Annotated in this window: 21 protein-coding genes; 13 read left to right on the forward strand and 8 right to left on the reverse strand. The window is 74.9% G+C overall.

Annotated features, from left to right (window positions below):
• Positions 1-16 precede the first annotated feature (16 nt).
• The 3 genes from IE98_RS0117175 (at position 17) to IE98_RS0117185 (ending at position 2,524) form a co-directional block, all read left to right on the forward strand.
• Positions 17-352, forward strand: a complete 336-nt coding sequence (locus tag IE98_RS0117175; RefSeq protein ID WP_030269820.1) for a hypothetical protein — start codon at positions 17-19, stop codon at positions 350-352.
• 325 nt (positions 353-677) lie between these two features.
• Complete coding sequence (locus IE98_RS0117180) at positions 678-1,808, forward strand: nucleotide disphospho-sugar-binding domain-containing protein (protein ID WP_030269822.1); 1,131 nt, start codon at positions 678-680, stop codon at positions 1,806-1,808.
• Between the two features lie 11 nt (positions 1,809-1,819).
• Positions 1,820-2,524, forward strand: coding sequence for a hypothetical protein (locus tag IE98_RS0117185; protein ID WP_030269824.1), 705 nt, complete (start codon positions 1,820-1,822; stop codon positions 2,522-2,524).
• A gap of 210 nt (positions 2,525-2,734) precedes the next feature.
• Here the strand turns inward: IE98_RS0117185 and IE98_RS0117190 are convergent, their stop codons facing one another.
• On the reverse strand, positions 2,735-3,994 hold the full coding sequence (locus tag IE98_RS0117190; RefSeq protein WP_030269826.1) for an MFS transporter: 1,260 nt from the start codon (positions 3,992-3,994) through the stop codon (positions 2,735-2,737).
• Between the two features lie 134 nt (positions 3,995-4,128).
• Here IE98_RS0117190 and IE98_RS0117195 point away from each other — a divergent pair, with 134 nt between their 5' ends.
• On the forward strand, positions 4,129-5,070 hold the full coding sequence (locus IE98_RS0117195) for a LysR family transcriptional regulator (protein ID WP_030269827.1): 942 nt from the start codon (positions 4,129-4,131) through the stop codon (positions 5,068-5,070).
• A gap of 195 nt (positions 5,071-5,265) precedes the next feature.
• Positions 5,266-5,616 carry a zinc ribbon domain-containing protein YjdM gene (locus IE98_RS0117200; protein ID WP_030269828.1) on the forward strand — a complete coding sequence of 117 codons (351 nt, stop codon included), beginning with the start codon at positions 5,266-5,268 and terminating at the stop codon, positions 5,614-5,616.
• A gap of 39 nt (positions 5,617-5,655) precedes the next feature.
• Here the strand turns inward: IE98_RS0117200 and IE98_RS0117205 are convergent, their stop codons facing one another.
• The 3 genes from IE98_RS0117205 to IE98_RS51950 form a co-directional block, all read right to left on the reverse strand.
• Positions 5,656-6,063: an NUDIX hydrolase gene (locus IE98_RS0117205; protein WP_030269830.1), complete on the reverse strand. Its 408-nt coding sequence runs from the start codon at positions 6,061-6,063 to the stop codon at positions 5,656-5,658.
• 90 nt (positions 6,064-6,153) lie between these two features.
• The gene (locus IE98_RS0117210; RefSeq protein WP_030269832.1) at positions 6,154-6,612 is read right to left on the reverse strand and encodes an NUDIX hydrolase; all 459 of its coding nucleotides are present in this window, start codon (positions 6,610-6,612) and stop codon (positions 6,154-6,156) included.
• A gap of 187 nt (positions 6,613-6,799) precedes the next feature.
• Positions 6,800-7,915, reverse strand: a complete 1,116-nt coding sequence (locus IE98_RS51950) for a hypothetical protein (protein WP_159400951.1) — start codon at positions 7,913-7,915, stop codon at positions 6,800-6,802.
• Between the two features lie 1,287 nt (positions 7,916-9,202).
• Here IE98_RS51950 and IE98_RS50860 point away from each other — a divergent pair.
• Positions 9,203-10,198, forward strand: coding sequence for a transglycosylase SLT domain-containing protein (locus tag IE98_RS50860; RefSeq protein ID WP_234443575.1), 996 nt, complete (start codon positions 9,203-9,205; stop codon positions 10,196-10,198).
• Between the two features lie 99 nt (positions 10,199-10,297).
• On the opposite strand, the gene IE98_RS0117225 is transcribed toward IE98_RS50860, so the two are convergent.
• Positions 10,298-11,110, reverse strand: a complete 813-nt coding sequence (locus IE98_RS0117225) for a helix-turn-helix transcriptional regulator (protein ID WP_030269838.1) — start codon at positions 11,108-11,110, stop codon at positions 10,298-10,300.
• Between the two features lie 49 nt (positions 11,111-11,159).
• Here IE98_RS0117225 and IE98_RS0117230 point away from each other — a divergent pair, with 49 nt between their 5' ends.
• Positions 11,160-11,636 (forward strand): DUF2000 domain-containing protein, encoded by a 477-nt coding sequence (locus tag IE98_RS0117230; RefSeq protein WP_052390624.1) that lies wholly within the window; start codon positions 11,160-11,162, stop codon positions 11,634-11,636.
• Positions 11,637-11,761: 125 nt separating this feature from the next.
• The gene (locus IE98_RS0117235; RefSeq protein WP_106976606.1) at positions 11,762-12,565 is read left to right on the forward strand and encodes an NAD-dependent epimerase/dehydratase family protein; all 804 of its coding nucleotides are present in this window, start codon (positions 11,762-11,764) and stop codon (positions 12,563-12,565) included.
• Positions 12,566-12,665: 100 nt separating this feature from the next.
• On the opposite strand, the gene IE98_RS0117240 is transcribed toward IE98_RS0117235, so the two are convergent.
• Positions 12,666-14,177, reverse strand: a complete 1,512-nt coding sequence (locus IE98_RS0117240; protein WP_030269843.1) for an alpha/beta hydrolase — start codon at positions 14,175-14,177, stop codon at positions 12,666-12,668.
• Positions 14,178-14,441: 264 nt separating this feature from the next.
• Here IE98_RS0117240 and bla point away from each other — a divergent pair, with 264 nt between their 5' ends.
• The 5 genes from bla (at position 14,442) to IE98_RS0117265 (ending at position 19,767) form a co-directional block, all read left to right on the forward strand.
• The gene (gene bla, locus IE98_RS0117245; RefSeq protein ID WP_030269845.1) at positions 14,442-15,368 is read left to right on the forward strand and encodes a class A beta-lactamase; all 927 of its coding nucleotides are present in this window, start codon (positions 14,442-14,444) and stop codon (positions 15,366-15,368) included.
• 255 nt (positions 15,369-15,623) lie between these two features.
• Entirely contained in the window at positions 15,624-15,968 is a 345-nt protein-coding gene (locus IE98_RS0117250) for a hypothetical protein (protein WP_030269846.1), read from the forward strand.
• 255 nt (positions 15,969-16,223) lie between these two features.
• Positions 16,224-16,781: a DinB family protein gene (locus IE98_RS0117255; protein WP_030269848.1), complete on the forward strand. Its 558-nt coding sequence runs from the start codon at positions 16,224-16,226 to the stop codon at positions 16,779-16,781.
• Positions 16,782-16,967: 186 nt separating this feature from the next.
• Positions 16,968-18,950 (forward strand): pentapeptide repeat-containing protein, encoded by a 1,983-nt coding sequence (locus tag IE98_RS0117260; RefSeq protein WP_078661083.1) that lies wholly within the window; start codon positions 16,968-16,970, stop codon positions 18,948-18,950.
• Positions 18,951-19,110: 160 nt separating this feature from the next.
• Positions 19,111-19,767: a GPP34 family phosphoprotein gene (locus tag IE98_RS0117265; protein ID WP_030269852.1), complete on the forward strand. Its 657-nt coding sequence runs from the start codon at positions 19,111-19,113 to the stop codon at positions 19,765-19,767.
• A 144-nt stretch (positions 19,768-19,911) separates the two neighbouring features.
• On the opposite strand, the gene IE98_RS0117270 is transcribed toward IE98_RS0117265, so the two are convergent.
• Together IE98_RS0117270 and IE98_RS0117275 are read right to left on the reverse strand one after the other, a co-directional pair.
• Positions 19,912-20,799 carry a hypothetical protein gene (locus tag IE98_RS0117270; RefSeq protein ID WP_030269854.1) on the reverse strand — a complete coding sequence of 296 codons (888 nt, stop codon included), beginning with the start codon at positions 20,797-20,799 and terminating at the stop codon, positions 19,912-19,914.
• Complete coding sequence (locus tag IE98_RS0117275; protein ID WP_030269856.1) at positions 20,796-21,458, reverse strand: hypothetical protein; 663 nt, start codon at positions 21,456-21,458, stop codon at positions 20,796-20,798. Before IE98_RS0117275 ends, IE98_RS0117270 begins: the two co-directional genes overlap by 4 nt.
• Positions 21,459-22,626 lie beyond the last annotated feature (1,168 nt).

A 22,626-nucleotide genomic window follows, 5' to 3' on the forward strand; every position in this document is an offset into this window, starting at 1 on the left:
CCGCACGATGATCAGCATGACTGGATTCCTCGGAGTGAACACCAAGCACAACGTCGTCCTGCTCATCCGGGACGCCGACTCGATCGCGGCGGCCCTGGAGCGGGCGCTGGCCGAAGCCTCGCCCGAGGAGCGCCCCGGCCTGGAGCGTGCCGCCGCGCTGGTGGCGTCCACCGCCGCCGCGACCGAGGGCCAGGTCCGCGCCCGCTGGGTCCGTTCCAGGCTGGCCGCCGCCGGCTTCACGGGTGCGATCGATTCGGTCGCCGCGGTGCGGGCGCTGCGTCGGGCGGAGCCCAAGCTGAGCCTCCTTGCCGCCGTGCAGCTGCAGAAGGACGCCGTGGCAGAGCCGGAGTGACCGGCCTCCGGCCCCGGGGCACGGACCTCCCGGCCCCCTACTGCTCGGGGGGTGCCCGTCCGGCACTCCCGCAGCGGGATCGCGCGCAGGGCCATGCTCCGCGGGGCGCCGCGGTCCGGGGCGGCCTCCCCGTCGCCGACGTGGCGGCCGACGGTCGCCGGTTCACGGAACGTCCGATTGTCGACGGTGGCGGGAACACGGACTGACGGTCAGTCAGTTCATCGGTGCGGGGCCGAACACCCGGGCCGAGCCGTTCACAGCGGACGCGCGGGGCCGGGGGCGGCCCCCGTGAGACGTCCGACCGATGCAACAGCCTGGAGACATTGTGCGCGTCCTCTTCACCGGCCCGGCAGCTCCGAGCCACCTGTACCCGATGGTGCCCACCGCGCAGGCCCTGCGGGCCGCGGGCCACGACATACTCTTCGCCGTCCCGCAGCCGCTGGAGCAGCTCGCGGTGGCCGGCTTCCCGACGGTCGAGATCGGCGACGGCAAGCCCTTGCAGGAGTCGTTCCAGGCCGTCAGCACCGACCACGGGATGAGCTACGCCCGGCCGGACCTGACCCAGGACCAGATCCTCGACCTGGGTGCGGCCGCCTTCGCGCACGCCTCGCGCGCCACGGTCGACGACCTGTTGGAGACCGCCCGGGCCTGGGGGGCCGACCTCCTGGTGCACGACTCCTGCCTGGCCTCGGCGCAGCTGGTCGCCGCGCAGCTGAAGATCCCGGCGGCGCTGCAGAACTTCGGCTTCAGCTCGGGCCTCGACATGGCCGCGCGCCTGGCCGGTCACTTCACCGACGTGTACGAGCGGCACGGTGTGGCCGCCCCGGCGGAGACCACGCCCCTGAACATCGTCCCGGCCGCGCTCGGCGGAGACCCGGTCGGTCTGCGGATGCGGTACGTGCCGTTCAACGGCGGCGGCGCGGTCCCCGCGGGCCTGCTCAGCCGCGGCGAGCGGCCGCAGGTCGCCGTGACGCTGGGCACGGTGATCACCCGGATCGACGGCCTACAGGCGATCACCCGGCTGACCGAGGCGGCCGCGGCGGTCGACGCCGACTTCCTCCTCGCGGTCGGTGACGCGGATCTCACCCACCTCGGTCCCCTTCCGGCCAATGTCCGCGCGCTGCCGTGGGTGCCGCTGGCGGAGCTGCTGCGTGTGTGCGACGCGGTCGTCCACCACGGCGGTTCCGGCAGCTCGCTGACCGCCCTGCAGGCCGGCGTCCCCCAACTGCTGCTCCCCCAGGGCGCCGACAACTTCACCGTCGCCGACATCCTCACCGCCACCGGCGCCGCGCTGCGCAGCGCCTCCGAGGACGTCGACACCGAGCTGCTCGCCCGTCTCGTCGCCGACCCGGTGCTGCGGGCCTCCGCGGACGACCTGCGGGCCCAGAACGACGCGCTTCCCACCCCTGCCGCGCTCGTCCCCGAGATCGAGGCGCTGGTCACCGCCCACCGCTGATCCCCCGTCGGGTGCAGGAGCCGCGCCGCCGCTGCGAACCGTTCGGTCCGCGGCGGCGCGGCCTCCGGCCCGCCAAGATCGACGGCCGACCGGACGGCGGACCGGCAGACGGACCGGCCGCGCTCTCCCTGCTGCGCGACCCGGACCGCCTGTTCACCGCGCTGGAGGCGTGCACCCTGTCGGAGGAGGCGGCGCGGCTGCCGCGGATGAGCTGGGACGACCTCGTCACGGCCCGCGCCGCCGTCGACTCCGAGGGCTGGTCCCGGCCGCTGCGGGTGGCCACGGCGCGGGCGCTGCGCCCGTCGGACCCGGACACGGACACTCCGCAGGCGGCGGACCGGAGCGCCGGGGGCGCGGCGCCGGACGAGCTGCCGGGCCTCGACGGGATCCTCGACGCGTTCGACCGGGGCCTGCTGTGGCCGACGATCGCCGACCGCTTCCCCAGGCCGCCGCAGGCCGGACGGCTGACCGGGGTGTCCGCCCGCAACTTCGTCCGGCCGAAGATCTTCGACGCGCTGGCCGGCATGGTGCAGCTGCACCTCACGGCCGCCGGGGAGACCACCCCGGACATCGCCTGGGCGGGCCGGCCCGGTGTCACCCTGCCCGACGTGTGGGAGGAGCACCTGGACGACGCCCTGGACGCGGCCGTCGCCGACACCCCCGACACCGCGCCCCTGCGCGCCCTGCTGGCCAGGACCCGCCCCACACCCGCCTGACCGCAGCGACCGGCCGCCCGCCCGCCCCCTCCGGGGCCGGCGGACCGGGAGGGAGCACGACACGGTGCGACGGGAGGACCGCTGGCAGGCCGGGCTCGACCCGGCCACGGGAGCGCCCCTCCGGTGTCCCGAGGGCTTCTGACCCGCTCTCCGTCCGGGGTCGGGCTCCACGCCGGTCCGTCGTGCCGAGCGGACCGGGAGCCGGTCGGGTCAGGAGTCTCCGGCCCCTGCGGTGGCCGGGGCCGGCTCGGGCCGGGGGTGCGGGGCAGGGGTGCGCCGCGGGAGCAGCAGCGAGGTCGCCAGCAGGAGCACGCCGACGAGGGCGATGGCCGTGCGCGGGCCGAGCAGGGCTCCCAGCAGGCCCCAGACGGCGGTGAGGAGCGCGGTGGAGGCCTTGCTGGTCACCGACCAGGCGGAGAGCGTCCGGGCGGTCCGGTCGGTCGCGGTGCGTTCGAGGCGGTAGGTGGCGCAGACGGGGTTGAAGACGGCGCAGCAGAGGATGAGTCCGAACTCGACGCCCATCACCAGGAGCAGCCCGCCGGTGCCCGGCCCCACAAGGGTCAGCGCGACGGGCCAGAGCGCGCGCAGCGTGCCGGCGGCGGTCAGGACGCGGTGCTGTCCGTACCGGGCGGCGAGCGGTCGGGCCAGCCGGGCGCCGAGCAGGCCGCCGATCGAGGGGACGGCGAAGGCGAGGCCGTACTGCCAGGGGGCGAAGCCGAGTCGGCCGAGCATCAGGACGGCGAGCAGTGGTTCGGTGGCCATGAGCAGGCCGTTGAAGACGGCGGTGTTGAGGAAGAGGCGGCGCAGGGTCGGGTCGGCGAGGATGTACCGCCAGCCGTCGAGCAGGTCGCGGGCCCGGGGACGGGCGGCGGGGCGGGGTGCGGGCGGCGGCTCGTTCCCGCCGATCGAGCGGATGCCGAGGGCGGAGAGCAGGTAGCTGACCGCGTCGGCCAGGACGGTGGCGGCCGGTCCGAGGAGTCCGGTCGCGGCGCCGCCCAGTGGTGGTCCGAGGATCGTGGCCGTCCAGGCGGTGGATTCGAACCGGGCGTTGGCGAGGAGCAGGTCCTCGGCTGGCAGGAGCGTCTTCAGGTGGGCGCCGGAGGCGGTGCGGAAGGTGATGTCGGCCGCCGCGACGACGACCGAGACGAGCAGGAGCTGGACGAAGGTGAGCGCGCCGAGCGCGAACGCGGCGGGGATGGTGGCGAGCGCCGCGCACCGGACGAGGTCCGTCGCGATCATCACCGGCCGTTTGCGGCGGAACTCCACCCAGGGGCCGAGCGGCACGGCGGCCAGCGCGCCCACCGCGGCCCCGACCGAGGAGAGCGCGGCGACCTCGGCCGGTCCGGCGTGCAGCACCCGGACGGCGATCAGCGGGAAGGCGCCGAAGGCGAGCCAGGTGCCGAGCGCGCTCGTCCCGTACGCTCCCCAGAGCCGTCCGAAGCTCCGGCCGAGCCGGTGCCCGCTCCTCATGTCCGATGCCCCTCGCCACGCCAGCGCACAACCGATCGGTGATCGGTTGCATCCAAGCGGGTGCTGTGGCCGGGGATCAAACAACCCCGGGGCGCCCGGGCCACAACCGGTGGTTGTGACCCTAGGGTGGTCTCATGGATCTCGACGCCGTCCGGACCTTCGTCGCCGCCGCCGACGCGGGGCGGTTCCAGGAGGCCGCCGCAGAGCTGGCGGTGACCCAGCAGGCCGTGTCCAAGCGCATCGCCGCGCTGGAGCGGCTCCTCGGCGTGCGGTTGTTCACCCGGACCCCTCGCGGTGCGGAGCTCACCATCGACGGACAGGCGTTCCTGCCCCACGCGAGCGAGCTGCTCCGGGTCGCGGAGCGTGCGGTCGCGTCGGTGCGCAGCGGCAGCCGTCCGCTGCGGGTCGACGTGATCGCCTCGCGCGTGGCGGCGTCGGGTCTGATGCGGGGGTTCCACCGTGCGCACCCCGAGGTCGAACTGGACGTGGTGATGCTGTTCGACATCGAGGCGGCGGTCGCCGCCGTCCGGTCCGGTGCGATCGACGCCTCCTTCCGCGCGGTCGCCGCACCGGGCCGGCCGCTTCCGGCGGACATCGCGTCGGTCCGGGTCGTCGACGAGCCGCTGCAGCTCCTCACCGGCCCCGCCCATGCGCTCGCGGGCGCCCGGTCGGTGCCGCTGGCCCGTCTCGCGGAGCACCGGATCTGGATGCCGGGCGTGGTGCCGGGCACCGAGTGGGCCGCGTACTACGAGGACCTGGCCGCCGAGTTCGGCCTGACCATCGAGGCGACCGGCCCGAACTTCGGCTCGGACGCGCTGCTCGACACCATCGCCGACACCCCGGCGCTGGCCACCTTCATGGGCGAGCAGACCCGCCTGGTCTGGCCGGCCGGCCACGGGCTGCGCCGCATCCCGGTCACCGACCCGACGCCGGTCTACCCGCACTCGCTGCTCTGGCACCGCGACAACCCGCACCCGGCGCTGGCGACCCTGCGCGCCCATCTCGCCACCGCGGCGCCCGGCCGAGCCGCGGCGGGGACGTCGACGTGGACACCCGCCTGGGTGCTGCCGCGCTGAGCCCCGGGGTGGACGATCGCCGGTCCGCCCGACGGCCGACGGCGAGCCGCTGCGACTTGCAGAAATTCTAAACTGCTAAACTCATGTTCTCGGTGGCGCCCGGAGGCGCTGCCGACGCGGGTCCGCTGCGCCAGGGGGTGCGGTGGACCCGCACCTTTTCCCCGAGACACCGCATCCGACGGAGAGACCCGGTCCATGAGCGAGTACCTGCCCCCGTGCCCGAAGTGCTCCGGCGAGTACACGTACGCCATGGACGCGCTGCTGGTCTGCCCCGAGTGCGGGCACGAGTGGGACCCTTCCGACACGGGCACGGAAGCCCCCGGCGGGCGGGTCGTGCGGGACTCGGTCGGGAACGAGCTGCACGACGGCGACACCGTGACCGTGGTGAAGGCGCTGAAGATCAAGGGCAGCCCGTCGGGCATCAAGGCCGGGACCAAGGTGCGCAACATCCGCCTGGTCGACGGCGTGGACGGCCACGACATCGACTGCCGGATCGAGGGCTTCGGCGCCATGCAGCTCAAGTCGAGCGTGGTCAAGAAGGCCTGACCCCACCGGACCGGCCTCGGCCCCGCACCCCGGCACACCTCAGGGCAGTCGGCCGGAGGAGTGCAGCAGGTCGAACACCATCCGGTCGACGGCCGAGACCCGCGCACGGTCGGCGTAGCCGAACCAGTCCAGCTCCGCGATCTCGTGGGCGGGGACCAGCGGGCCCGTGTGGTCGGCGGTGTAGCAGATCATCCGGAACTCGGTGCTTCCGTCGGAATCCCTCCGCGTCTCGAAGGTGCCCACGTGCACCATCGTGGCCGTGTCCACCCGGGACCGGAGTTCCTCGTCGATCTCGCGCGCCAGGGTCTCGGCGTCGGACTCCCCCGGCTCCCTCCTGCCGCCGGGGAAGTAGAAGACGTCGATGCCGTGGCTGCGCGTCACCAGCACCCGGCCGCCACGTACCAGAACCCAGGCCACCTTCTCGGGAACGACCGTCAGCCTCTCCATGCCGGGACCGTACCCATCCATGCGCCGACACAACATCGGGCCGGTCCGGCTGCGGCCACCCGACGCCCCTTCAGCCGGGCACGGCGGCCGTCAGCGGACCACCGGGATCGCCCCGGACCGCCAGTCGGCCAGGCGCCTGCGGATCGACGGCAGCATGGGCAGTTCGTCGGTCTCCGCCGGAGTGAACCAGGCGACCTCCAGCGACTCGTCGGAGATGCCGAGTCGGCCGCCGACCGGCCTGCCGAGCAGGCAGACGGAGAACTCCTGCCGGACCTCGCCGTCGTCGTAGGCGAACACGTGGTGCGGGTTGCTGTAGGTGCCGACGATCTCGACGTCGATGCCGGTCTCCTCGCGGGTCTCCCGGATGCCGCAGCCGGCCAGGGACTCGCCGAGTTCCATCGCGCCGCCCGGCAGGGCCCACATGCCGTTGTCGGTGCGGCGCTGCAGCAGCACACGGCCGCGGTCGTCGACCACGACCACCGACGCCGCGGGCACCAGGGAGTTCGCCTTCGGCGCGGCGGGATCTTCCACGTAGTCACGCCTCGGCATGCTTCACCTCCGGGATGCTCCACACGTCACGGCCACGCGCGCCGACGGCTCCTCGGAGGACGCCGGGTGCCGGGCGGACGATCCGTCAGTCTCGGCCCGCGTCGGCGCGCCGAGTCCGAGGCTACCCGGCAGGAACGGTGTCACGATCGCGTGCCGGTCGCAGCGAAGGCCGGCAGCCGGGTCGGGGTCATCCGAGGTGCTGGTCGAGGGCCATCTGCAGCAGGGAGACGGCGTAGAGGGCGTCCTGGGACAGCCAGGGCTCGCCGTCGGCGGCGTCGGTGACCATGCGGCCGTCGATGAACGTTCCCCAGTCCTCGCCGACGGTGGCGACCCAGCCGGCGGGACGGCCGTCGGGGTGGCGGACGGCGAACACACCCGGATCGGCCTCCCAGCCGTCGACCAGCAGGGTGCCGTCCTCGACGCTCCACGTCCCGGTCGGGGCGCCCAGGCCCCGCGCGAGCGGCGAGAGGGACGTGCGCTCGGCCGCGAGCGCCAGACGCAGCGGCGCGCCGCTGCCCGCACCGGTGCCCGCGCCGAAGCCGGCGTGCGACTCCGGAGCCGCGTCCGTGTCCGTGTCCGTGTCCGTGTCCGTGTCCGTGTCCGTGTCCGTGTCCGTGTCCGGCGCGGCTCGGCCGCACGGGGCGGAGTCCGGCTGTTCGGAGGCCGGTGCGGGGACCGGGCCGTGGTGCAACCGCCGTCGGGGCCGGGGCTGCGGCGGGGTTTCGACGCGCGGGGGCGCAGGGTCCGGGCCGACGCGCGGGGAGGTGTCGGGGCCAGTCGGTTCGGTGCCGGTGCCGGCGTCGGCGCCCTCCGGCCCGGGGCGGTCGGCGGGGATCCGGGAGCGCAGCAGGCGGGCCGTGCGCAGCAGTTCCTGGGTGGCCGAGGCGATGTTGCGTTCCAGTCGGTCCAGGGCGTGGCCGGCGTTCTCGTCCGGGCCGTCGTGCCGGGCGTTCTGCAGGTTCTCCAGGAAGCGGGCGGCGGCCTGCTGGACGGCGTCGGCGAGGTCGAGCAGGTGCCGGGCGGCGGGGTCGGTGGCGTCGGAGCTGTCGGAGCCTCCGGGGGTTGCGGCGCGGGAGGCGATGAGGGCCTCCGCGACCGCGCGGTCGTGGTTCTCGGCGCGGCGGCGCCGGTACGCCTTGGACGAGCAGGACCGGGTGCAGTACACCGGCCGGCGCCCCGGGCCGGCCGCCCGTACGGCGGTTCCGCACTCCGGGCATGCGGTGGCCTCGGGCATGGCCCTGACGCCGCGCACGTCGATTCCCCGTACGGCCCTGACCGCTCGCGCGTCGAAACCCTCGTCCATGAGCGGGCAGAGTAGCCGGTCGGCGTGCACGCGACCCGACCGGTCTGCGCGTGCACGGTCGGCGGAGTGCCGGGCGAAGGGCGGCGGGCGGGCGGCGCCGACGTGACGCGGAGCGGTGCCGGCGCGGAGCGGTGCCGGCGCGGAGCGGTGCCGGCGCGGAGCGGTGCCGGCGCGGAGCGTCGTCCGGGGTCCCGGCCCCGCAGTACGGCGGTTTGTCGGCGCGGTCCGCCGCAGTCGATCATTCGGGGATGCGCCCCGAGGTGCGAGCGTTCGTGGCGGACGGCCCCCTTCCCGACCAGGAGGCGGACGAGGCGGAGATCGAGCGGCGGGTGACGCAGCTCACGACCGCCGAGCGGCCGGTCACCGCCGAGGAGGCCTGTGGGCCCGCTGGGGTGCCCGGGCGGACGACGAGGACCGACCTCCCGGACGGGACGGACGGGGTGACGCCACCCCGCGCGAGGACCCGGGGCGAGGCCCTCCGAGGGGACGGATCGCCCCGGCGGTGCGGGCCGCCGTGCGACCGCCGTACCGCGCCCCCAGCGCCTCCGGCGCGCTCCTCTCACACCGCGCAAATCGCCCAAAACCCTCAAATACCCCAATCCGCGCACGCTTTTGTGACGTCCGCCGCCTTTGGGCCCTTTTCCAGGAAAAGTCTGGACTCCGCTGCCGCCGGGAGGATAGAAAACTGCAACCCCGTCGGTCAGTGCACCGACGAGTTTCCGCAGGGAACCGTGTGGCACCGGGCCCCGGCCTCGGCCGGACACGTCCGGCCAGGTGGCCCCTGCGTGCCCACCACCCCGCCCCTCCCGTCGAGGTGACACCGTGACAACCACCACCGACACCCCGCACGGCGAACCGTCCTCCACCGCCGGACGGCCCCGCCCTCCGCCGAGCCCGCACCGTGCCCCCGAGCGGTGATCACCGCCCCCTCGGGGCAGCCTCGTGCAGAGCGCTGTCCCCGCAACCCTTCGCGAGACCGCCGGCACCACCGGCGTCCCTCCCGGCAGGTCCGGCCCGCGACGGCCCACTCCCCCTACCGGCCGACTCCCCGGCCGCGGCGCCGTCCGCCGTACCCCGCCGTACCCACTGAGCCCCGGGCCCGCCGGCACTGCCGTGCCCGCCCGGCCCCCGCGGCGCGCCTCCACTCCCCCGTACACGCCCCTGCGGCATCCGTTCGGACACCCCGTGCCCCCGCACGGCGCCCGAGCCTGCCCGTGCGTGCGGTGCGCCGCCACCGTCCCCCTCTCCCCCTTGTGCGACCAGTCGCCCCCGCGTACCGGAGCCCCCATGCCGAAGCACGCCCGCCCGCGCCGAGTCCCCGCCGTTCTGCTGTCCGGCCGGTGGATCACCACCGCAGCCCTGGCCACCGCGGCCGTCGCGGTCACCACCGCGAACACCGCCTCCGCCCACACCGGGTCGGGAGCGACCGCCGCGACCAGCAGCGGGAGCTCCCAGCACGAATCCACGACGTGGAGCACGGCCACGTCGGCCCGTCCGACGACGGCCGCGGCGCACCGCACCACCGGAGCGGTCCCCGCGCAGCGCAGCACCTCCCCCTCGGCGCAGACCACCCGGGCCGCGCACCGCACCGGGGTACCCGCCCAGCGCACCGCCGGGTCGGACGGCACCTCGGCCACCTGGCGACACAGCGCGCACCACACCACCGCACCGGCCACCACCAGCCCGACCACCACGGCCACGAAGGCCACCACGGCGTCGACCACAACCGGCGGCTCGGCCACGACGGCCGCGAGTCGCACGGCCACCCGGTCCTGGGACGGGAGCACCGGCTCCACCCACACCTGGACGGGCTCCTCAGGCGGCACCGGGTGGCAGGGCCACGGCTCGTACGGCACGCAGTCCGCCGGCACGCAGTCCACCTCGCCGTCCACCGCGCAGGGCGCCGCACCCGCCACCGCGGCGACGGGTACGCAGGCGTCCGCCGCCCCGACCACCAAGGCCACCGGCGACCTCGACAGCTGGATCAACCAGGCGCTGACCGTGATGGCCGCGAACCACATCCCCGGCACCTACGACGGGATCTACCGCAACGTCATGCGGGAGTCGTCCGGCAACCCGCAGGCCATCAACCTCACCGACTCCAACGCCGCCGCCGGTCACCCCTCGAAGGGCCTGCTCCAGGTGATCGACCCGACCTTCCAGGCCTACCACGTGGCCGGTACGTCCACGGACATCTACGACCCGGTCGCGAACATCACCGCCGCCTGCAACTACGCGGCCCACTTCTACGGCTCCATCGACAACGTCAACGGGCCCTACTGACCCCGGCGGTGCTGCCCGCCCGGCAGTCCGGCCCGCACCGGCGGCCCACCGGACTGCCGGTGCGGCCGCCGGGACCGGGGCAGGGCGGCCCTGCCGTCCTCAGCCGCTCCGTGGCGGGCGTCCCGTGCGGGCGTACCGGCCCGGGGGCACGCCGAGGACGCGCTTGAAGTGCCTCGTGAGGTGGGACTGGTCGTAGAAGCCCGCGGCGGTGGCGACTTCGCCCGGCGGCCGGCCGCCGAGCAGCAGTCGGCGGGCGAGGTCGACGCGGCGGGACATCACGTACTGGTGGGGTGCGATGCCGAAGGCGGTGCTGAACGCGCGCACCAGGTGGGCGGGGTGCGCGTGGAGCCGGTGGGCGGCCCCGTCCAGCGTGAGGCGGTCGAGCAGCCGGGCGTCCAGGAGGTCGCGCAGGTCGTGCGCGAGACCGCGGGCCGGGCCGCCGGCGCGGCCGTCCGGACCGGGCCGCAGGTGGTGGCGCAGGCGCTCGACGACGAGGGCCAGCCGGCTCTCCGCCTCCAGTTCGTCCCCCGGGGCGGCGAGGGCGGTGTGCAACTGGCCGACGCGCCGGCGCAGGAGGGGGTCGGTGAGGTCGGGTCCGTCGACCGCGGGGCCGATGAGGCGGGCGTCCAGCTGCGTCATGTCGAGGTAGAGCACCCGCTTGCGGAAGCCGTCCGCGGTGGCCGGCGAGCCGTTGTGCGGAACCTGCGGCGGGAGCAGGCTGACGGTGCCGCCCGGGGTGCCGCGCTCGTGCCGGTCGAGGTCGTAGCGGACGGCGCCGTCGTCGACGATCAGCACCGTCCAGGCGTCGTGGACGTGCATCGGGTAGGCGTGCTCGGTGAAGCGGGCGTGCAGGACCTCCACGACCCCCGGGACGGCGGGTCGCCAGGCGGAGACCTCCTGCTGCGGTGCCATGCAAAGAACGTACAAGACGGCGGGGCCGGGCGGCCTGCAGTCTCGTGGCATGAGAACGGACCGGACCGACACCCGCGCCGCGGCAGAGACCGCGCCGCCCACCGACGACGCCCCTGTGCGCTTCGACACGAAGATCGCCGTCCTGCTGCGGGAGGACCTCGAACCCTGGCAGCGGCTGAACGTGACCGCCTTCCTGGTGAGCGGGCTCGGCACCGCGGCTCCGGAGGTGATCGGCGAGCCGTACGAGGACGCGGACGGCACCGGGTACCTGCCGATGTTCCGTCAGCCCGTGCTGGTCTTCGAGGGGACGAAGGAGCTCCTGAGCGCCGCGCACGGGCGTGCGCTGTCCCGCTCGCTGCCCGTCGCGGTGTTCACCTCGGAGCTGTTCGCCACCGGCAACGACCGGGACAACCGGGCCGCCGTACGGGCCGTGCCCACCGCCCACCTCGACCTCGTCGGCGTCGGCGTCCACGGGCCCCGGAACTCGGTGGACAAGGTCCTCAAGGGCGCGCGCATGCACCCCTGACCGCGGCCGCCGACCGGTCCGCGCCGCCCGGCCCGCACGGCGGCCGGTGCGGGTCGGCCGCCGCTTGATCCCCGGCCGCCCGGCAGGGAGGATGCGGAGGTCCGACGATCACGGGGGAGGCCGCGGTGGAGCTGGGAACGGTGGCGCTGACCGGCGCAGCGGGGACCATCGGGTCCGTCGTGCGCAGGGCGCTCCGGCGCGAGGCGGGGCGGATGGTCCTGCTCGACCGGGTGCCGCTGCGGGCCGAGGCGGACAACGAGGTGGTGCACACCGTCGACCTGGGGGACGCCGCCGCCGTGGAGTCCGCCCTCGCGGGCGCCGACCGGGTGCTCCACCTTGCCGGTGTGCCGGACGAGGCGCCGCTCGCGGACCTCCTCGACGCCAATGTGCTCGGGACCCACCACGTGCTGGAGGCGGCGCGCCGTCTCGGCATCGGACGGGTGGTGCTGGCCGGCAGCAACCGGGTGACCGGTTTCTACCCGGCGGGTCACCTGACGGGGCCTCGGGAGCCCGTCCGGCCCGACGGTCTGTACGGGGTGAGCAAGGTGGCGGTCGAGGCGCTCGGGCGGCTCTACGCCGACAAGTTCGGCCTGTCCGTGGTCTGTCTGCGGATCGGCAGCTTCGAGCCCGTCCCCACCGAGCCCCGCCACCTGGCGACCTGGCTCAGTCCGCGGGACGCCGTCGGCTACGTGCGGGCGGCGCTGACCGCCGCGCCCACCACCCGCTTCGCCGCCGTGTACGCGGTCTCCGCGAACACCCGCCGCTTCTGGGAGCTTCCCGATCCGGCGGTCCTCGGCTACACGCCCGTGGACGACGCCGAGGCGTACGCGGCCGACGTGCCCGGGGCCGACCGCCCGGCGGACCCGGACGCGCCTCAGGCCGGGGTCTACGCCTCGCCCGGGTTCACGCTCCCGTACCTGCAGCGCTGACCGGCGCCTGCCCGTCCCACCCGCCGTCGCGACGAGCACGAGGGGGCGGGACGGGCACGGAAGAGGCAGGTCGGGCGCGGCGCCGGTGCTCGGCGGGGCGTCAGTGCTCGGCGGGGCAGAGGGTGTCGTGGTCGGGCCGGCGGCCGTCGACGAGGAACCGGGTGACCAGGCGGTCGCCGCAGGCGTTGCCGTGCGCGGCGTAGGCGTCGTGGCCGCCGGAGTCGACGCCGACCAGGCGGGCCCGGTCACCGAGGGCGGCCCGCAGGCGGAGGGCGCCGCTGTAGGGCGTGGCGGGGTCGCGCAGGTTCTGCACCATCAGGACGTTCGACGGGCCGTCGGGCGTGACCTCGGTCGGCGGTTCGGCGGGCTGCTGCGTCCAGAAGGCGCAGGGCACCACGTTCACCGGCATGCCGGCGGTCAGCGGGTGCGCCGTCCGGTCGGCGGTGACGGCGCGGGCGTAGGCGTCGGCGGATCGGGGCCAGCGGACGTCGTTGCACAGGGTGGCGACGGAGACGGCGACGGTGTTCTGCACGGCGGCGTCCGGCGGGGTTGCGGCGGCGGGCAGTTCGCCGCGGCCGTCGGCGGCGAGCATCAGCCGGGCGAGCCGGGGGAAGCGGGCGTCGTCGTAGAGGGCGTCGAGCATGGCGGCGCGCAGGGCGTTCCCGTCGAGGCGGGCCGGGTTGGCGCCGGGCCAGGGCAGCGGGGCGGCGTCCAGGCGGGCGGCGAGCCGCAGGAACTGCTCGCGCACCTGCTGCGGCGTGTCGGCCAGCCGGAGATCGCCGGCGGCGGGGCCGGAGGACCAGGCGGCGAAGTCCGGGAAGCGGTCCTCTGCGCCCTGGGCGTACGCCGCCAGCCAGCCGCGCTCGACGCGGCGCGGGTCGGGGTCGTCGTTGCTGTCGAGCACGATCCGGTCGGTGCGCCCGGGGAACACGGTGGCGTACACCGCGCCGGCGTAGGTGCCGTAGGAGACGCCCCAGGCGGAGATCCGGCGTTCGCCGAGGGCCTGCCGGATGCGGTCCATGTCGCGGGCCTCGGTGCGGGTGCTGATGCTGCGCAGCACCGGGCCGCCGTTGCGGGTGCAGGCGTCGGCGATCCGGCGGGCGGCGGCGAGGTTGCCCGTGACGGAGCCGTCCGGGGCCGGCCAGGGCATCACGGTGGTCATCGACAGGTCCTCGTGGGCGAGGTGGCAGTCGACGGGGCTGCTGCGGCCGACGCCGCGCGGGTCGAAGCCGATCAGGTCGTAGCGGTCGAGGACGGACTGCGGCAGCCGCCGCACGGCGCTGGTGGGGCCGTTGAGGCCGGAGTTGCCGGGTCCGCCGGGGACGATGAGCAGGGCGCCGCGGCGCAGTTCGGGGCGGGCGGCGTTGATCCGGGAGACCGCGAGGCCGATCTGCGGGCCGTCCGGACGGCCGTGGTCGAGCGGCACATCGAGCGTGGCGCACTGCTGGCGGCTGTCGGCCGCGGTGTCGGCGCAGGCGCCCCAGGCGAGCGGGCTCGGCCCGGCGGACTGCGTGGCCGGCGGCGCGTCCGGGAGGGTGGCGGCGCTCGCCGGCACGGCGGTTCCGAGGAGGGCGAGGAGCGCGGCGGCGGCCGCGGCGTGAACGATTCGCATGCCGAACAGTCTTCGCGCCCGGACCGCCCGGAACGATCCGGCCGCCCCCCGGACCCGCCCTGATGCCGCCCTCCCCCACACCCGGGGGCCTGCCCCACCCCCGGCCGGCCGAAAGGCTCCTGACTGTTGATCGGTTCACGGCGACGAGGTCCGGCCTCCTCCGTGTCGGCGACACGCACGACGGCCATCCATCGTGTACGACGAACTGAACGGGGTCCAGGGGCGTCTCAGGCAGGGACAGATGTCCGACGGAGGGAGACCGGCATGACGACGACGGGGAAGCGTACGAGCCGACGGGCGGTCCTGGGGATGGGGGCCGGGACGGTTCTGGCGGCCGCGGTGGCGACGGGTGGGCGGGCTGCTGCGGCGAGCGGGGTACCGCAGGACGGGGGCGGGGTCGGCCGGGCGCTGGCCGCTCTGGAGCGTGAGCACGGCGCCCGGCTGGGCGTGTTCGCACGGAACGCGGTGACGGGCGCGCAGGTGCGGTACCGCGCGCACGAGTTGTTCCCGATCTGCTCGGTGCACAAGATCGTGACGGCGGCCGCCGTGCTGCGGGACCTCGACCGGGACGGGGAGGTCCTCGCCCGGCGCATCCGCTACACGGCCCAGGACGTCGCCGACTCCGGCTACGCTCCGGTCACCGGTACTCCCGAGCACCTGGCGGCGGGCATGACGGTCGCCGAGCTGTGCGCGGCGGCGCTCGACCACAGCGACAACGCCGCCGACAACCTGCTGCTCCGCGAGCTGGGCGGCCCGTCGGCGATCACCCGCTTCTGCCGGTCGGTCGGCGACCGGGTGACGCGCCTGGACCGGTGGGAGCCGGCGCTGAACTCCGCCGAGCCGGGACGGGTGACCGACACGACCAGTCCGGCCGCCATCGCGCGGACGCTCACCGACCTGGTCCTCGGCACCGCGCTCGCACCGCGGGACCGGCGGCAGCTGACCACCTGGATGCTCGGCAACACCACCGGCGCCGCCCGCCTGCGCGCCGGCCTCCCGTCCGACTGGGCGCTGGCGGACAAGACGGGCACCGGCAGCTACGGCACCACCAACGACGTCGGGATCGCCTGGACCGCAGACCGGACGCCCGTGGTCCTTTCCGTCCTGTCCACCGGGCCGGAGCCGTACGCCACCGCCGACGAGGCTCTGATCGCCGGTACCGCCGCCCTGCTGGTCCCCGCGCTCCGCTGACCGCCCGCCTGCCGGGACGGGCCGCCGCCCGGCCCGGCAGGCGGGCGGAGCGAGGCACCGCAAGGCCGGAACGCCCCCTTGTCCGTACAGCGATCCCTTATCTGTACGCCCCCCCGCCTACCGGCGGGTAGGACACAGGTCCGACGGCGGGGGCAGAGTCGTCCCAAAGTACGAGGTGATGCGGATCGGACGCTTGCCAGGCTTGTCCAAGTGCATTCGCACTCCGATCATTCCCCGTTCGTTTCGAGGACTTTGATGAACCGTTCGCACAGGATCACCCGCCTCACCGTTTCGCTCGCCGGCGTCGTGGCCGCCGGCGCCACCCTCTTCGCCGCGCCCGTGGCCGAGGCCGCCCCCGGCGGCCCGAGCGGCTGCACCGCCTACGTCTCCCACGACAACGAGCACAACGCCGTCGGCTGGTGCACCCGCGGCAGTGGCACCTGGTACGTCAAGGCCAAGTGCGCCGGTCCGGGCCGGGTCAACGGCCCGTACCTCGGTTCCGAGGGCAAGCGCTCGCGCGGCATGGAGCAGGCCTCCGTGCTGAGCTGCGGCAGCAACGGCTGGCCGATCGAGATGACCGTCACCAAGATCAACCCGTGACGGCGGGGACCGGCCCGCCGGTCCCGCTCCGCACCTGACCGGCCGGGTGACTGCGCGTCCGCAGGAGCCCGGCCGGATCTGCGCCCGACGACCGTCCGTCAGGGGGCAGGAGCGGGCGGCCGCAGTGTCCGGTCGCAGGTTTCGCCGATTCTCCGAGTTCCGCCGCGATTCAGGTCAGGGGCTGACCTGAACGGTCCCTAACGTGGAACCCGACCGACAGAGCAGTACCGACGGAAGGCGCACACCGTGACCGAGATCCGCACCATCGACGAGACCACTGCCGCGGCCACCACCGCCGCGGACGCGCCCACCGGCGAGCGGGCGGACCTGCTGGTGGCACTGGCCAAGCAGCGCCACTTCCTGCGTTTCACCACCCGCGACCTCACCGACGAGCAGGCCGGGCAGCGGACCACCGCGAGCGAGCTGTGCCTGGGCGGCCTGATCAAGCACGTCGCCTCGGTGGAGCGGACCTGGGCGGCCTTCATCGTGGACGGCCCGTCGGCGATGCCCGACTTCACCGCGATGACCGAGGCGGACTTCGCCCGCCGGGCCGACGAGTTCCGGATGCTGCCGGGTGAGACGCTCGCCGGTGTGCTCGCCGCGTACGAGGAGGTCGCCCGCCGCACGGACGACCTGGTCGTCGCCCTGCCGGACCTGGACGCCGCGCAGCCGCTGCCGAAGGCACCGTGGTTCACCGACGAGAAGTGGTCGGCCCGCCGCGTCCTGCTGCACGTCGTCGCCGAGACCGCGCAGCACGCCGGCCACGCCGACATCATCCGCGAGTCCCTCGACGGCTCGAAGAGCATGGGCTGACCGCAGCCCCACGCGTGCGTGGCCCCGTCCGCTCCGATGCCGGGCGGGGCCGCGCACGCGCGAGGAGCCGGAGGCGGGCGGGCCCGCGCGGTCCGGCGGTCGCCGGCCGGGCCGGCGTGGTCCGGGATCGGTCACAGTCCGCCCGTCCGTGGCGTGGGACGCCCGGGCCGCGGCTAGAACACCGCCATGACGACAGTGCTCGGCACCACCGCGTCCCCCTGGCAACCCTGCGGAGAAGGGGCGTCGACCGGCGACCCGGCGGGCTGCCCGGGCGTGCGCGCCGGCTCCGGCACCCGGTGCCTGCGCCACATGGCGGACGCGGACCGCACCGCCCTTCTGGGCACCCTCGCCCCCGGCAGCAGCCTCGACCTGCGCGGCACCACGCTGGACGAGCACCTGCTGCGTGCGCTCCGCTCCGCGTGCACCGACACCGGGACGGGACGTCCCCGCTTCGGGCGGGTCGACTTCACCCGGGCGGTCTTCACCGGCGAAGCCCCGTTCGACTCGGCGGACTTCGACGACGCCGCGGTCTTCACCGCGGCGACCTTCACCGGCACCGCCCGGTTCGACGCGGCCTCCTTCGCCCGGGACGCCTGGTTCAACGAGGCCGTGTTCAGCGGCGACGCCCGGTTCAACGAGGCGACCTTCCACAGCGACGCCCGGTTCAACGCGACGGCCTTCGCCCGGGACGCCTGGTTCGACCTGGCCGTCTTCACCGGCACCGCCCGCTTCGGCGCCGCCGCGTTCGCCCGCACCGCCTGGTTCGACTCGGCCGTCTTCACCCGCACGGCCCGGTTCGACAAGGCGGCGTTCACCGGCGAGGCCTGGTTCGACACGGTCGAGTTCGTCCGCGACGCCCGGTTCGACGCGGCGCGGTTCCACGGCACCGCCCGGTTCACCGGGGCCCGCTTCACCCGTACGGCCCGCTTCGACGCGGTGGCCTTCACCGGCACCGCGCTGTTCGACGCCGCCCTCTTCACCGGAACCGCCCGGTTCGACGCGGCCGCCTTCGCCGGCACGGCCCGATTCGACCGGGCCACCTTCGAGGGCCTGCAGCACCTGGGCCCGCTGGTCTGCGCCGGCACCGTCGGCTTCGGCAGCGCCCGCTTCACCGGGTCGCAGGTCACCGTCGAGGCGTCCGCCGCCGCCGTGACCTGCGAGCGCGCCTCCTTCGAGGGCTCGGCGGTGCTGCGCCTGCGGTACGCGACGCTGCAGCTGAGCCGCGCCACGCTGTCCGCCCCGACCGCGGTTCAGCTCTGGCCCGTGCCGTTCGACGGGCCGGACGGCGCCGCGCTCGACGAGGGTCTGCTCGCCGCGGGCGGTGCCCCGGCGGAGGTCCGGCTCGCCTCGCTGGAGGGCGTGGATGCGGCCCACCTGGTCCTCACCGACGTCGATCTGAGCCGGTGCCAGTTCACCGGCGCCTTCCACCTGGACCAGATCCGGATCGGCTTCGGCTGCCGCTTCGCCCGCCCGCCGGCCGCCCCGCACCGTCGCGGCCCCTTCCCCGCCCGCTGGTCGCCGCGGAAGGTCCTCGCCGAGGAGCAGCACTGGCGGGCGCAGCGGGGGGGGGCGGGGGGCCGGGGGTGGCCGGCGGGGCCCCACCGGGGGACGCCCGAGCGGGAGGCGGGGCCGGAGGACCTGGCCGGGGTGTACCAGCAGCTGCGGAAGGCGTTCGAGGAGGCGAGCAACGAGCCGGACGCGGCGGACTTCTACTACGGCGAGATGGAGATGCGCCGGCACGACCGGCGGCGGCCGGGGGCGGAGCGCCGGTTGCTGTGGCTGTACTGGCTGGCGTCCGGCTACGGGCTGCGGGCCTCCCGGGCGCTCTCCTGGCTGCTGGCGGCGATGGCGACGACCCTGCTCCTGACGGTGCTGTTCGGGCTGCCGGACGACGCGCCGGACCCGCGGACCGCCGGGACGTACGGCGGCGGCACCGTGACGCTGGCGACGAGGACGCCGGACCCGGTGCTGTCGCTCCCCTGGTCGCGGCGGGTCACGGAGGAGCGGGCGGGGAAGGCCGCGCTGGTGGTGGTGAACTCCGTGGTGTTCCGGTCCAGCGGGCAGAACCTGACGCTGCCGGGGACGGTGGTCGAGATGGCGTCCCGGATCGGTGAGCCCGTCCTGCTCGGTCTCGCCGCGCTCGCCGTCCGCAGCCGGGTCAGGCGGTGACCGCGGCCGGCCGGTCGCGGTGCGGCGGGCACCGCGGGCTCCCCCGGCGCGGGTCTGCCGTTCGGACGAGGCCGCGGCGGTTCGGGTACGCCTGGGGGCGGAGTGCGGATGGTCCTGCGGGTCGATGGCGGGCGGCGGGGTGCGCCGTATCGTCGGTGCCATGAGCCGAAGACTGCATCTGGCCGCCTACCTGCTGGCCTTCGACACCCGCGCCCAGTCGCTGCAGGACCGTACCCGAGCGGGCTTCCTGCTCCGTGCGGCCGCTCTCGCCGAACTCGCCCACCGGGGTGCCGTCGTCGAGGACGGTGCGGGCCGGGTGGCGGTGGTCTCCGCCGACCCCGTGGGGGACGGTGTGCTGGACGCGCTGGTCACGGAACTGGCCGGACGTCCGCGCACCTGGAAGGCGTGGATCCGACGGGACCGCGACGCCACCCTGGAGGCGGTCGAGGAGCAGCTCGCGGTGCTCGGCATCATGACCATGGCGGACCGCAACCCGTACGGCCCGGTGGCGCCGCACCGCACGGTCACGATGGACGATCCGCGGGAGGCGCTGGACCTGCAGGTGCGGGTGGCCGAGCTCGTGCGCGGCGGCGAGCCGGTCGCCGGGGCTCCGTACGCGGATGCGGCCCTGGCGGCGCTGGCCGCCCACGGGCACCTGCGGCTGGTCCTCACGCGCCACGACCGGAAGGCCCACGCCGACCGCATCACCGCCCTGACCGGTCGGCTCGCCGACCGTGCGCCGGGGCTGGCCAAGGCGGTGTCCGGGCTGAACCTGACCATGATCGCCGCCCAGGGCGGGGCGGGCGGCGGCGGGTGACGACTCCCCCGGGCCGGGGCGGCCCGGGGGTGCCTCGGGGGCTCCCCTTGACCGCCCTGCGGACGGCCGCGCACGGGGCCGGACGCAGGACGGGATGCGGGGTGCGGGGGCGGGGTGCGGGGGCGGGGTGCGGGCCGGACGCGGTCACGGGTAGCCGAACGGCTGCAGGATGGGTCCGCAGACGTGCCACTCGTCGCCGCCCTCGCTGGCGTGGTGGTCGAGGTGGGCGCACCACCAGAGCACCAGGTCCTGGCCGTCGATGCCTTCGCCGGTGGCCTGCGTCAGGATCTGGTCGTCCAGCGACGTCCCCAGCCTCCCCCGCAGGTCCTCGGCTCCGTGGTAGACGAGCACCGCCGCGTCCATGCGGCCGAACCCGTCGGCGACGCCGTCGAACGGGCCCGGGGCGATCAGGTACCCCGTCGTCCGGCCCAGCGGGTTCGACTTGTTCAGCACCGCGTAGGTGCTCCGCGGTGTGCGCGCGACCACCGACTCGGTGCCGTACGGGAGCCAGCCGGGGCCGTAGCCCCAGTCGGTGCTGACCTGCAGGTGCTCCAGCGCGAGGTTGTTCGCGGCGCCTACGATGTCGAAGTCGAAGCGCCAGTACGCGTGGTGCCGGTGGTTGTACGGCGCCTGGAGACCGGCGCTGTACAGCTGCGGCAGGATGATTCCGTCGCTGCGGAAGATCCACCGGTTGGTCAGCCGGTAGGCGCCGATGGTGTGGTAGCTCTCGACCACGAGGAAGCGGTAGGCGGGATTCGTCCCCTCGTAGACCTTGACCGGCCCCTGCATGTTCCCGCTGCTCAGGGCGTCCTTGTACGGGCCGGCCGGGCCGTCGTACTGGACGCGGATCATCGGCAGGCTCGCCTTGTAGAGGACCTTCTGGCCCTTGTAGCGGATGTCGGTGAAGGCGATCGCCTCACTGTCCCCGTCGACCACGTTCCACTGGAAGGTCCACACCGGGGCCTCCGGTGGCCACTGCACCAGGCCGCCGGACGACCTGAGGGCGGTGCCGGACAACGATTGCACGGTCATGAGGACGCCTCCTGGGGTACCCGGCCGGCCGTCACGACGTCCCGGTCGGTGAGGTCGACAACGGCGTAGGCGGTCGGCAGACGCTTGTCCCGGGGCCCGAACCTCAGGTCGACGAGCCGGTGCCCGTACCGCGGGTCACGGAAGTCGGCCTCCTCGACGATGAGGCCCATGCCGGTGTCGAGGTCGACGCCGGAGTCCGCCAGGCCGCCGGCGTCGCGGAGCAGGTCCAGGGCCTGGCTGCGTTCCGCGTCGGCCAGGGGAGGCTGGCGGTTCTCCGTCCTGACCTCCAGGACCCGTGCGGTGTCGAGGTCGACCATCACCTCGACGGTCAGGCCGTCGGTGTAGTTGTAGACGGTCACCAGCGGGTATTCGCTGTTCCGTCCGGTCGCGGCCGTTCCCACGCCCAGGACGTCGCAGCGTTTGCCGGCCGATTGCCGTCCGACCTCGTCGGAGGCGAGCGCCACCTCCACCGCACGGCGGGTGCCGTCGTCGGTGAGGTTGGATTCCGTCGGTTCGAACTCGACCGGCTTGGTGGGCACCTTCGGCAGGTACGCGTGGAAACTCTTGGTGTCGGTGAACGGCGGGTCGATGACGGGGCCCAGGTCCACCACGTCGACGCGCAGGAGTTCGGGTGGCGGGAGGCTGAAATCGTCAGGCATGGCTATCCCTCTTCACGGGCGCGCGGCCGACCGGCGCGGGCCGCGGCCCACGCCGTCTCCCGGCCGCACCTGCTCCGGAATCGACATTCTCCGAGGGCGACGCCGCCGTTTCGGCAGCGTCGGCATCACCGCGACCGACCGCGCGAACGACCGCATCGCGCAGTCCCGTCGCGGAATTCAGGGCTCCGACACCTCGGTCGCGGCGTGCGCGCGGCGGGCCGGCCGCGACGGCCGGAACCGGACGGGCGAGTGCAGGCGGAGCGGACCGTCGGCCTCGTCCTGCATGCCTTCCGGGCGGCGATCGTCCCGGCGCATTCGGGCGTCCCGGCGCGCGGCTCGTTCCGTCCTCACTCTCCTCCTCCCGTGATTGACAATCAAGTTCGCCGGGAGGGCTTCCGGGCGGGCGTCGGACCGGCCGTCTCGACAGGCGTGACAGATGGTCACAATTCGGCGGTATACAGACCGAATCCCCCGGCCTTTCCGCGCGGGAACGCACCCAGCGTGACCCGTGGCGCGCCAGGAATTCGCGGGAATCGTCGTGCCGGTCGTTCGGTTGTCGGACACCCGAAGGTTTCCCGTTCCACCATTCCGGGAGTGCGGATCGTTCCCGGGGTGCGGATCGGCAATAGGACAGCCGTGTCCCGCCGGGCGATCCCGACGGGAGGGCGCATCGGGGGACAGCCCTGCGCGGTGGGACGCCCAGCCGTCCGCCGGTCCGCCCCGCTCGACCCGACACCGGCAAAGGACGGCGACCGTGCCGACGGCGGCCGCGGCAAGGAACGCCGCGATGCCGAGCGCGAGGGGTGCGACGGTCGTCCCGGAACTGCTGGTGGCGACCAGCACGGTGCCGGTACGGGAGGGCGACGGTTCGGCCGCCGCGGGGATGCCGCCCGGGCGGGGGACGCGCCACCGCTCGCCGAGCCGTAGGTGAAGGACCGCTGGGCCTGCTGGATGCGGTCGAGGTGCCGTGCCCGGGGATCGGATCGCCGGACGGACCGGGCAGCTGGTAGCCGATGGCTCCACTCGCGCCGAGTCCGTAGCCGCCCGCTGCCACGGCACCCACGGACACCCGGGCGAAGCTCCCGCCGGAGGCGACCTGGTCGGCACGCCGCTGACCGTCGTCGTCAGCGAGCCGTGGCCGACGGCCCGAGCCGGAGCTGCGCCGGGA

Source organism: Streptomyces sp. NRRL B-24484 (assembly GCF_000717715.1).
In the GTDB taxonomy this organism is placed as follows: Bacteria; Actinomycetota; Actinomycetes; order Streptomycetales; family Streptomycetaceae; genus Kitasatospora.

Coding starts and splice junctions, on each gene's coding strand:
- IE98_RS0117240 (WP_030269843.1), bottom strand. CDS start 14,177: ATGCGAATCGTTCACGCCGCGGCCGCCGCCGCGCTCCTCGCCCTCCTC.
- IE98_RS0117175 (WP_030269820.1), top strand. CDS start 17: ATGACTGGATTCCTCGGAGTGAACACCAAGCACAACGTCGTCCTGCTC.
- IE98_RS0117230 (WP_052390624.1), top strand. CDS start 11,160: ATGAGAACGGACCGGACCGACACCCGCGCCGCGGCAGAGACCGCGCCG.
- IE98_RS0117190 (WP_030269826.1), bottom strand. CDS start 3,994: ATGAGGAGCGGGCACCGGCTCGGCCGGAGCTTCGGACGGCTCTGGGGA.
- IE98_RS51950 (WP_159400951.1), bottom strand. CDS start 7,915: ATGGACGAGGGTTTCGACGCGCGAGCGGTCAGGGCCGTACGGGGAATC.
- IE98_RS0117270 (WP_030269854.1), bottom strand. CDS start 20,799: ATGACCGTGCAATCGTTGTCCGGCACCGCCCTCAGGTCGTCCGGCGGC.
- IE98_RS0117260 (WP_078661083.1), top strand. CDS start 16,968: ATGACGACAGTGCTCGGCACCACCGCGTCCCCCTGGCAACCCTGCGGA.
- bla (WP_030269845.1), top strand. CDS start 14,442: ATGACGACGACGGGGAAGCGTACGAGCCGACGGGCGGTCCTGGGGATG.
- IE98_RS0117195 (WP_030269827.1), top strand. CDS start 4,129: ATGGATCTCGACGCCGTCCGGACCTTCGTCGCCGCCGCCGACGCGGGG.
- IE98_RS0117200 (WP_030269828.1), top strand. CDS start 5,266: ATGAGCGAGTACCTGCCCCCGTGCCCGAAGTGCTCCGGCGAGTACACG.
- IE98_RS0117265 (WP_030269852.1), top strand. CDS start 19,111: ATGAGCCGAAGACTGCATCTGGCCGCCTACCTGCTGGCCTTCGACACC.
- IE98_RS0117250 (WP_030269846.1), top strand. CDS start 15,624: ATGAACCGTTCGCACAGGATCACCCGCCTCACCGTTTCGCTCGCCGGC.
- IE98_RS0117205 (WP_030269830.1), bottom strand. CDS start 6,063: ATGGAGAGGCTGACGGTCGTTCCCGAGAAGGTGGCCTGGGTTCTGGTA.
- IE98_RS50860 (WP_234443575.1), top strand. CDS start 9,203: ATGCCGAAGCACGCCCGCCCGCGCCGAGTCCCCGCCGTTCTGCTGTCC.
- IE98_RS0117210 (WP_030269832.1), bottom strand. CDS start 6,612: ATGCCGAGGCGTGACTACGTGGAAGATCCCGCCGCGCCGAAGGCGAAC.
- IE98_RS0117225 (WP_030269838.1), bottom strand. CDS start 11,110: ATGGCACCGCAGCAGGAGGTCTCCGCCTGGCGACCCGCCGTCCCGGGG.
- IE98_RS0117275 (WP_030269856.1), bottom strand. CDS start 21,458: ATGCCTGACGATTTCAGCCTCCCGCCACCCGAACTCCTGCGCGTCGAC.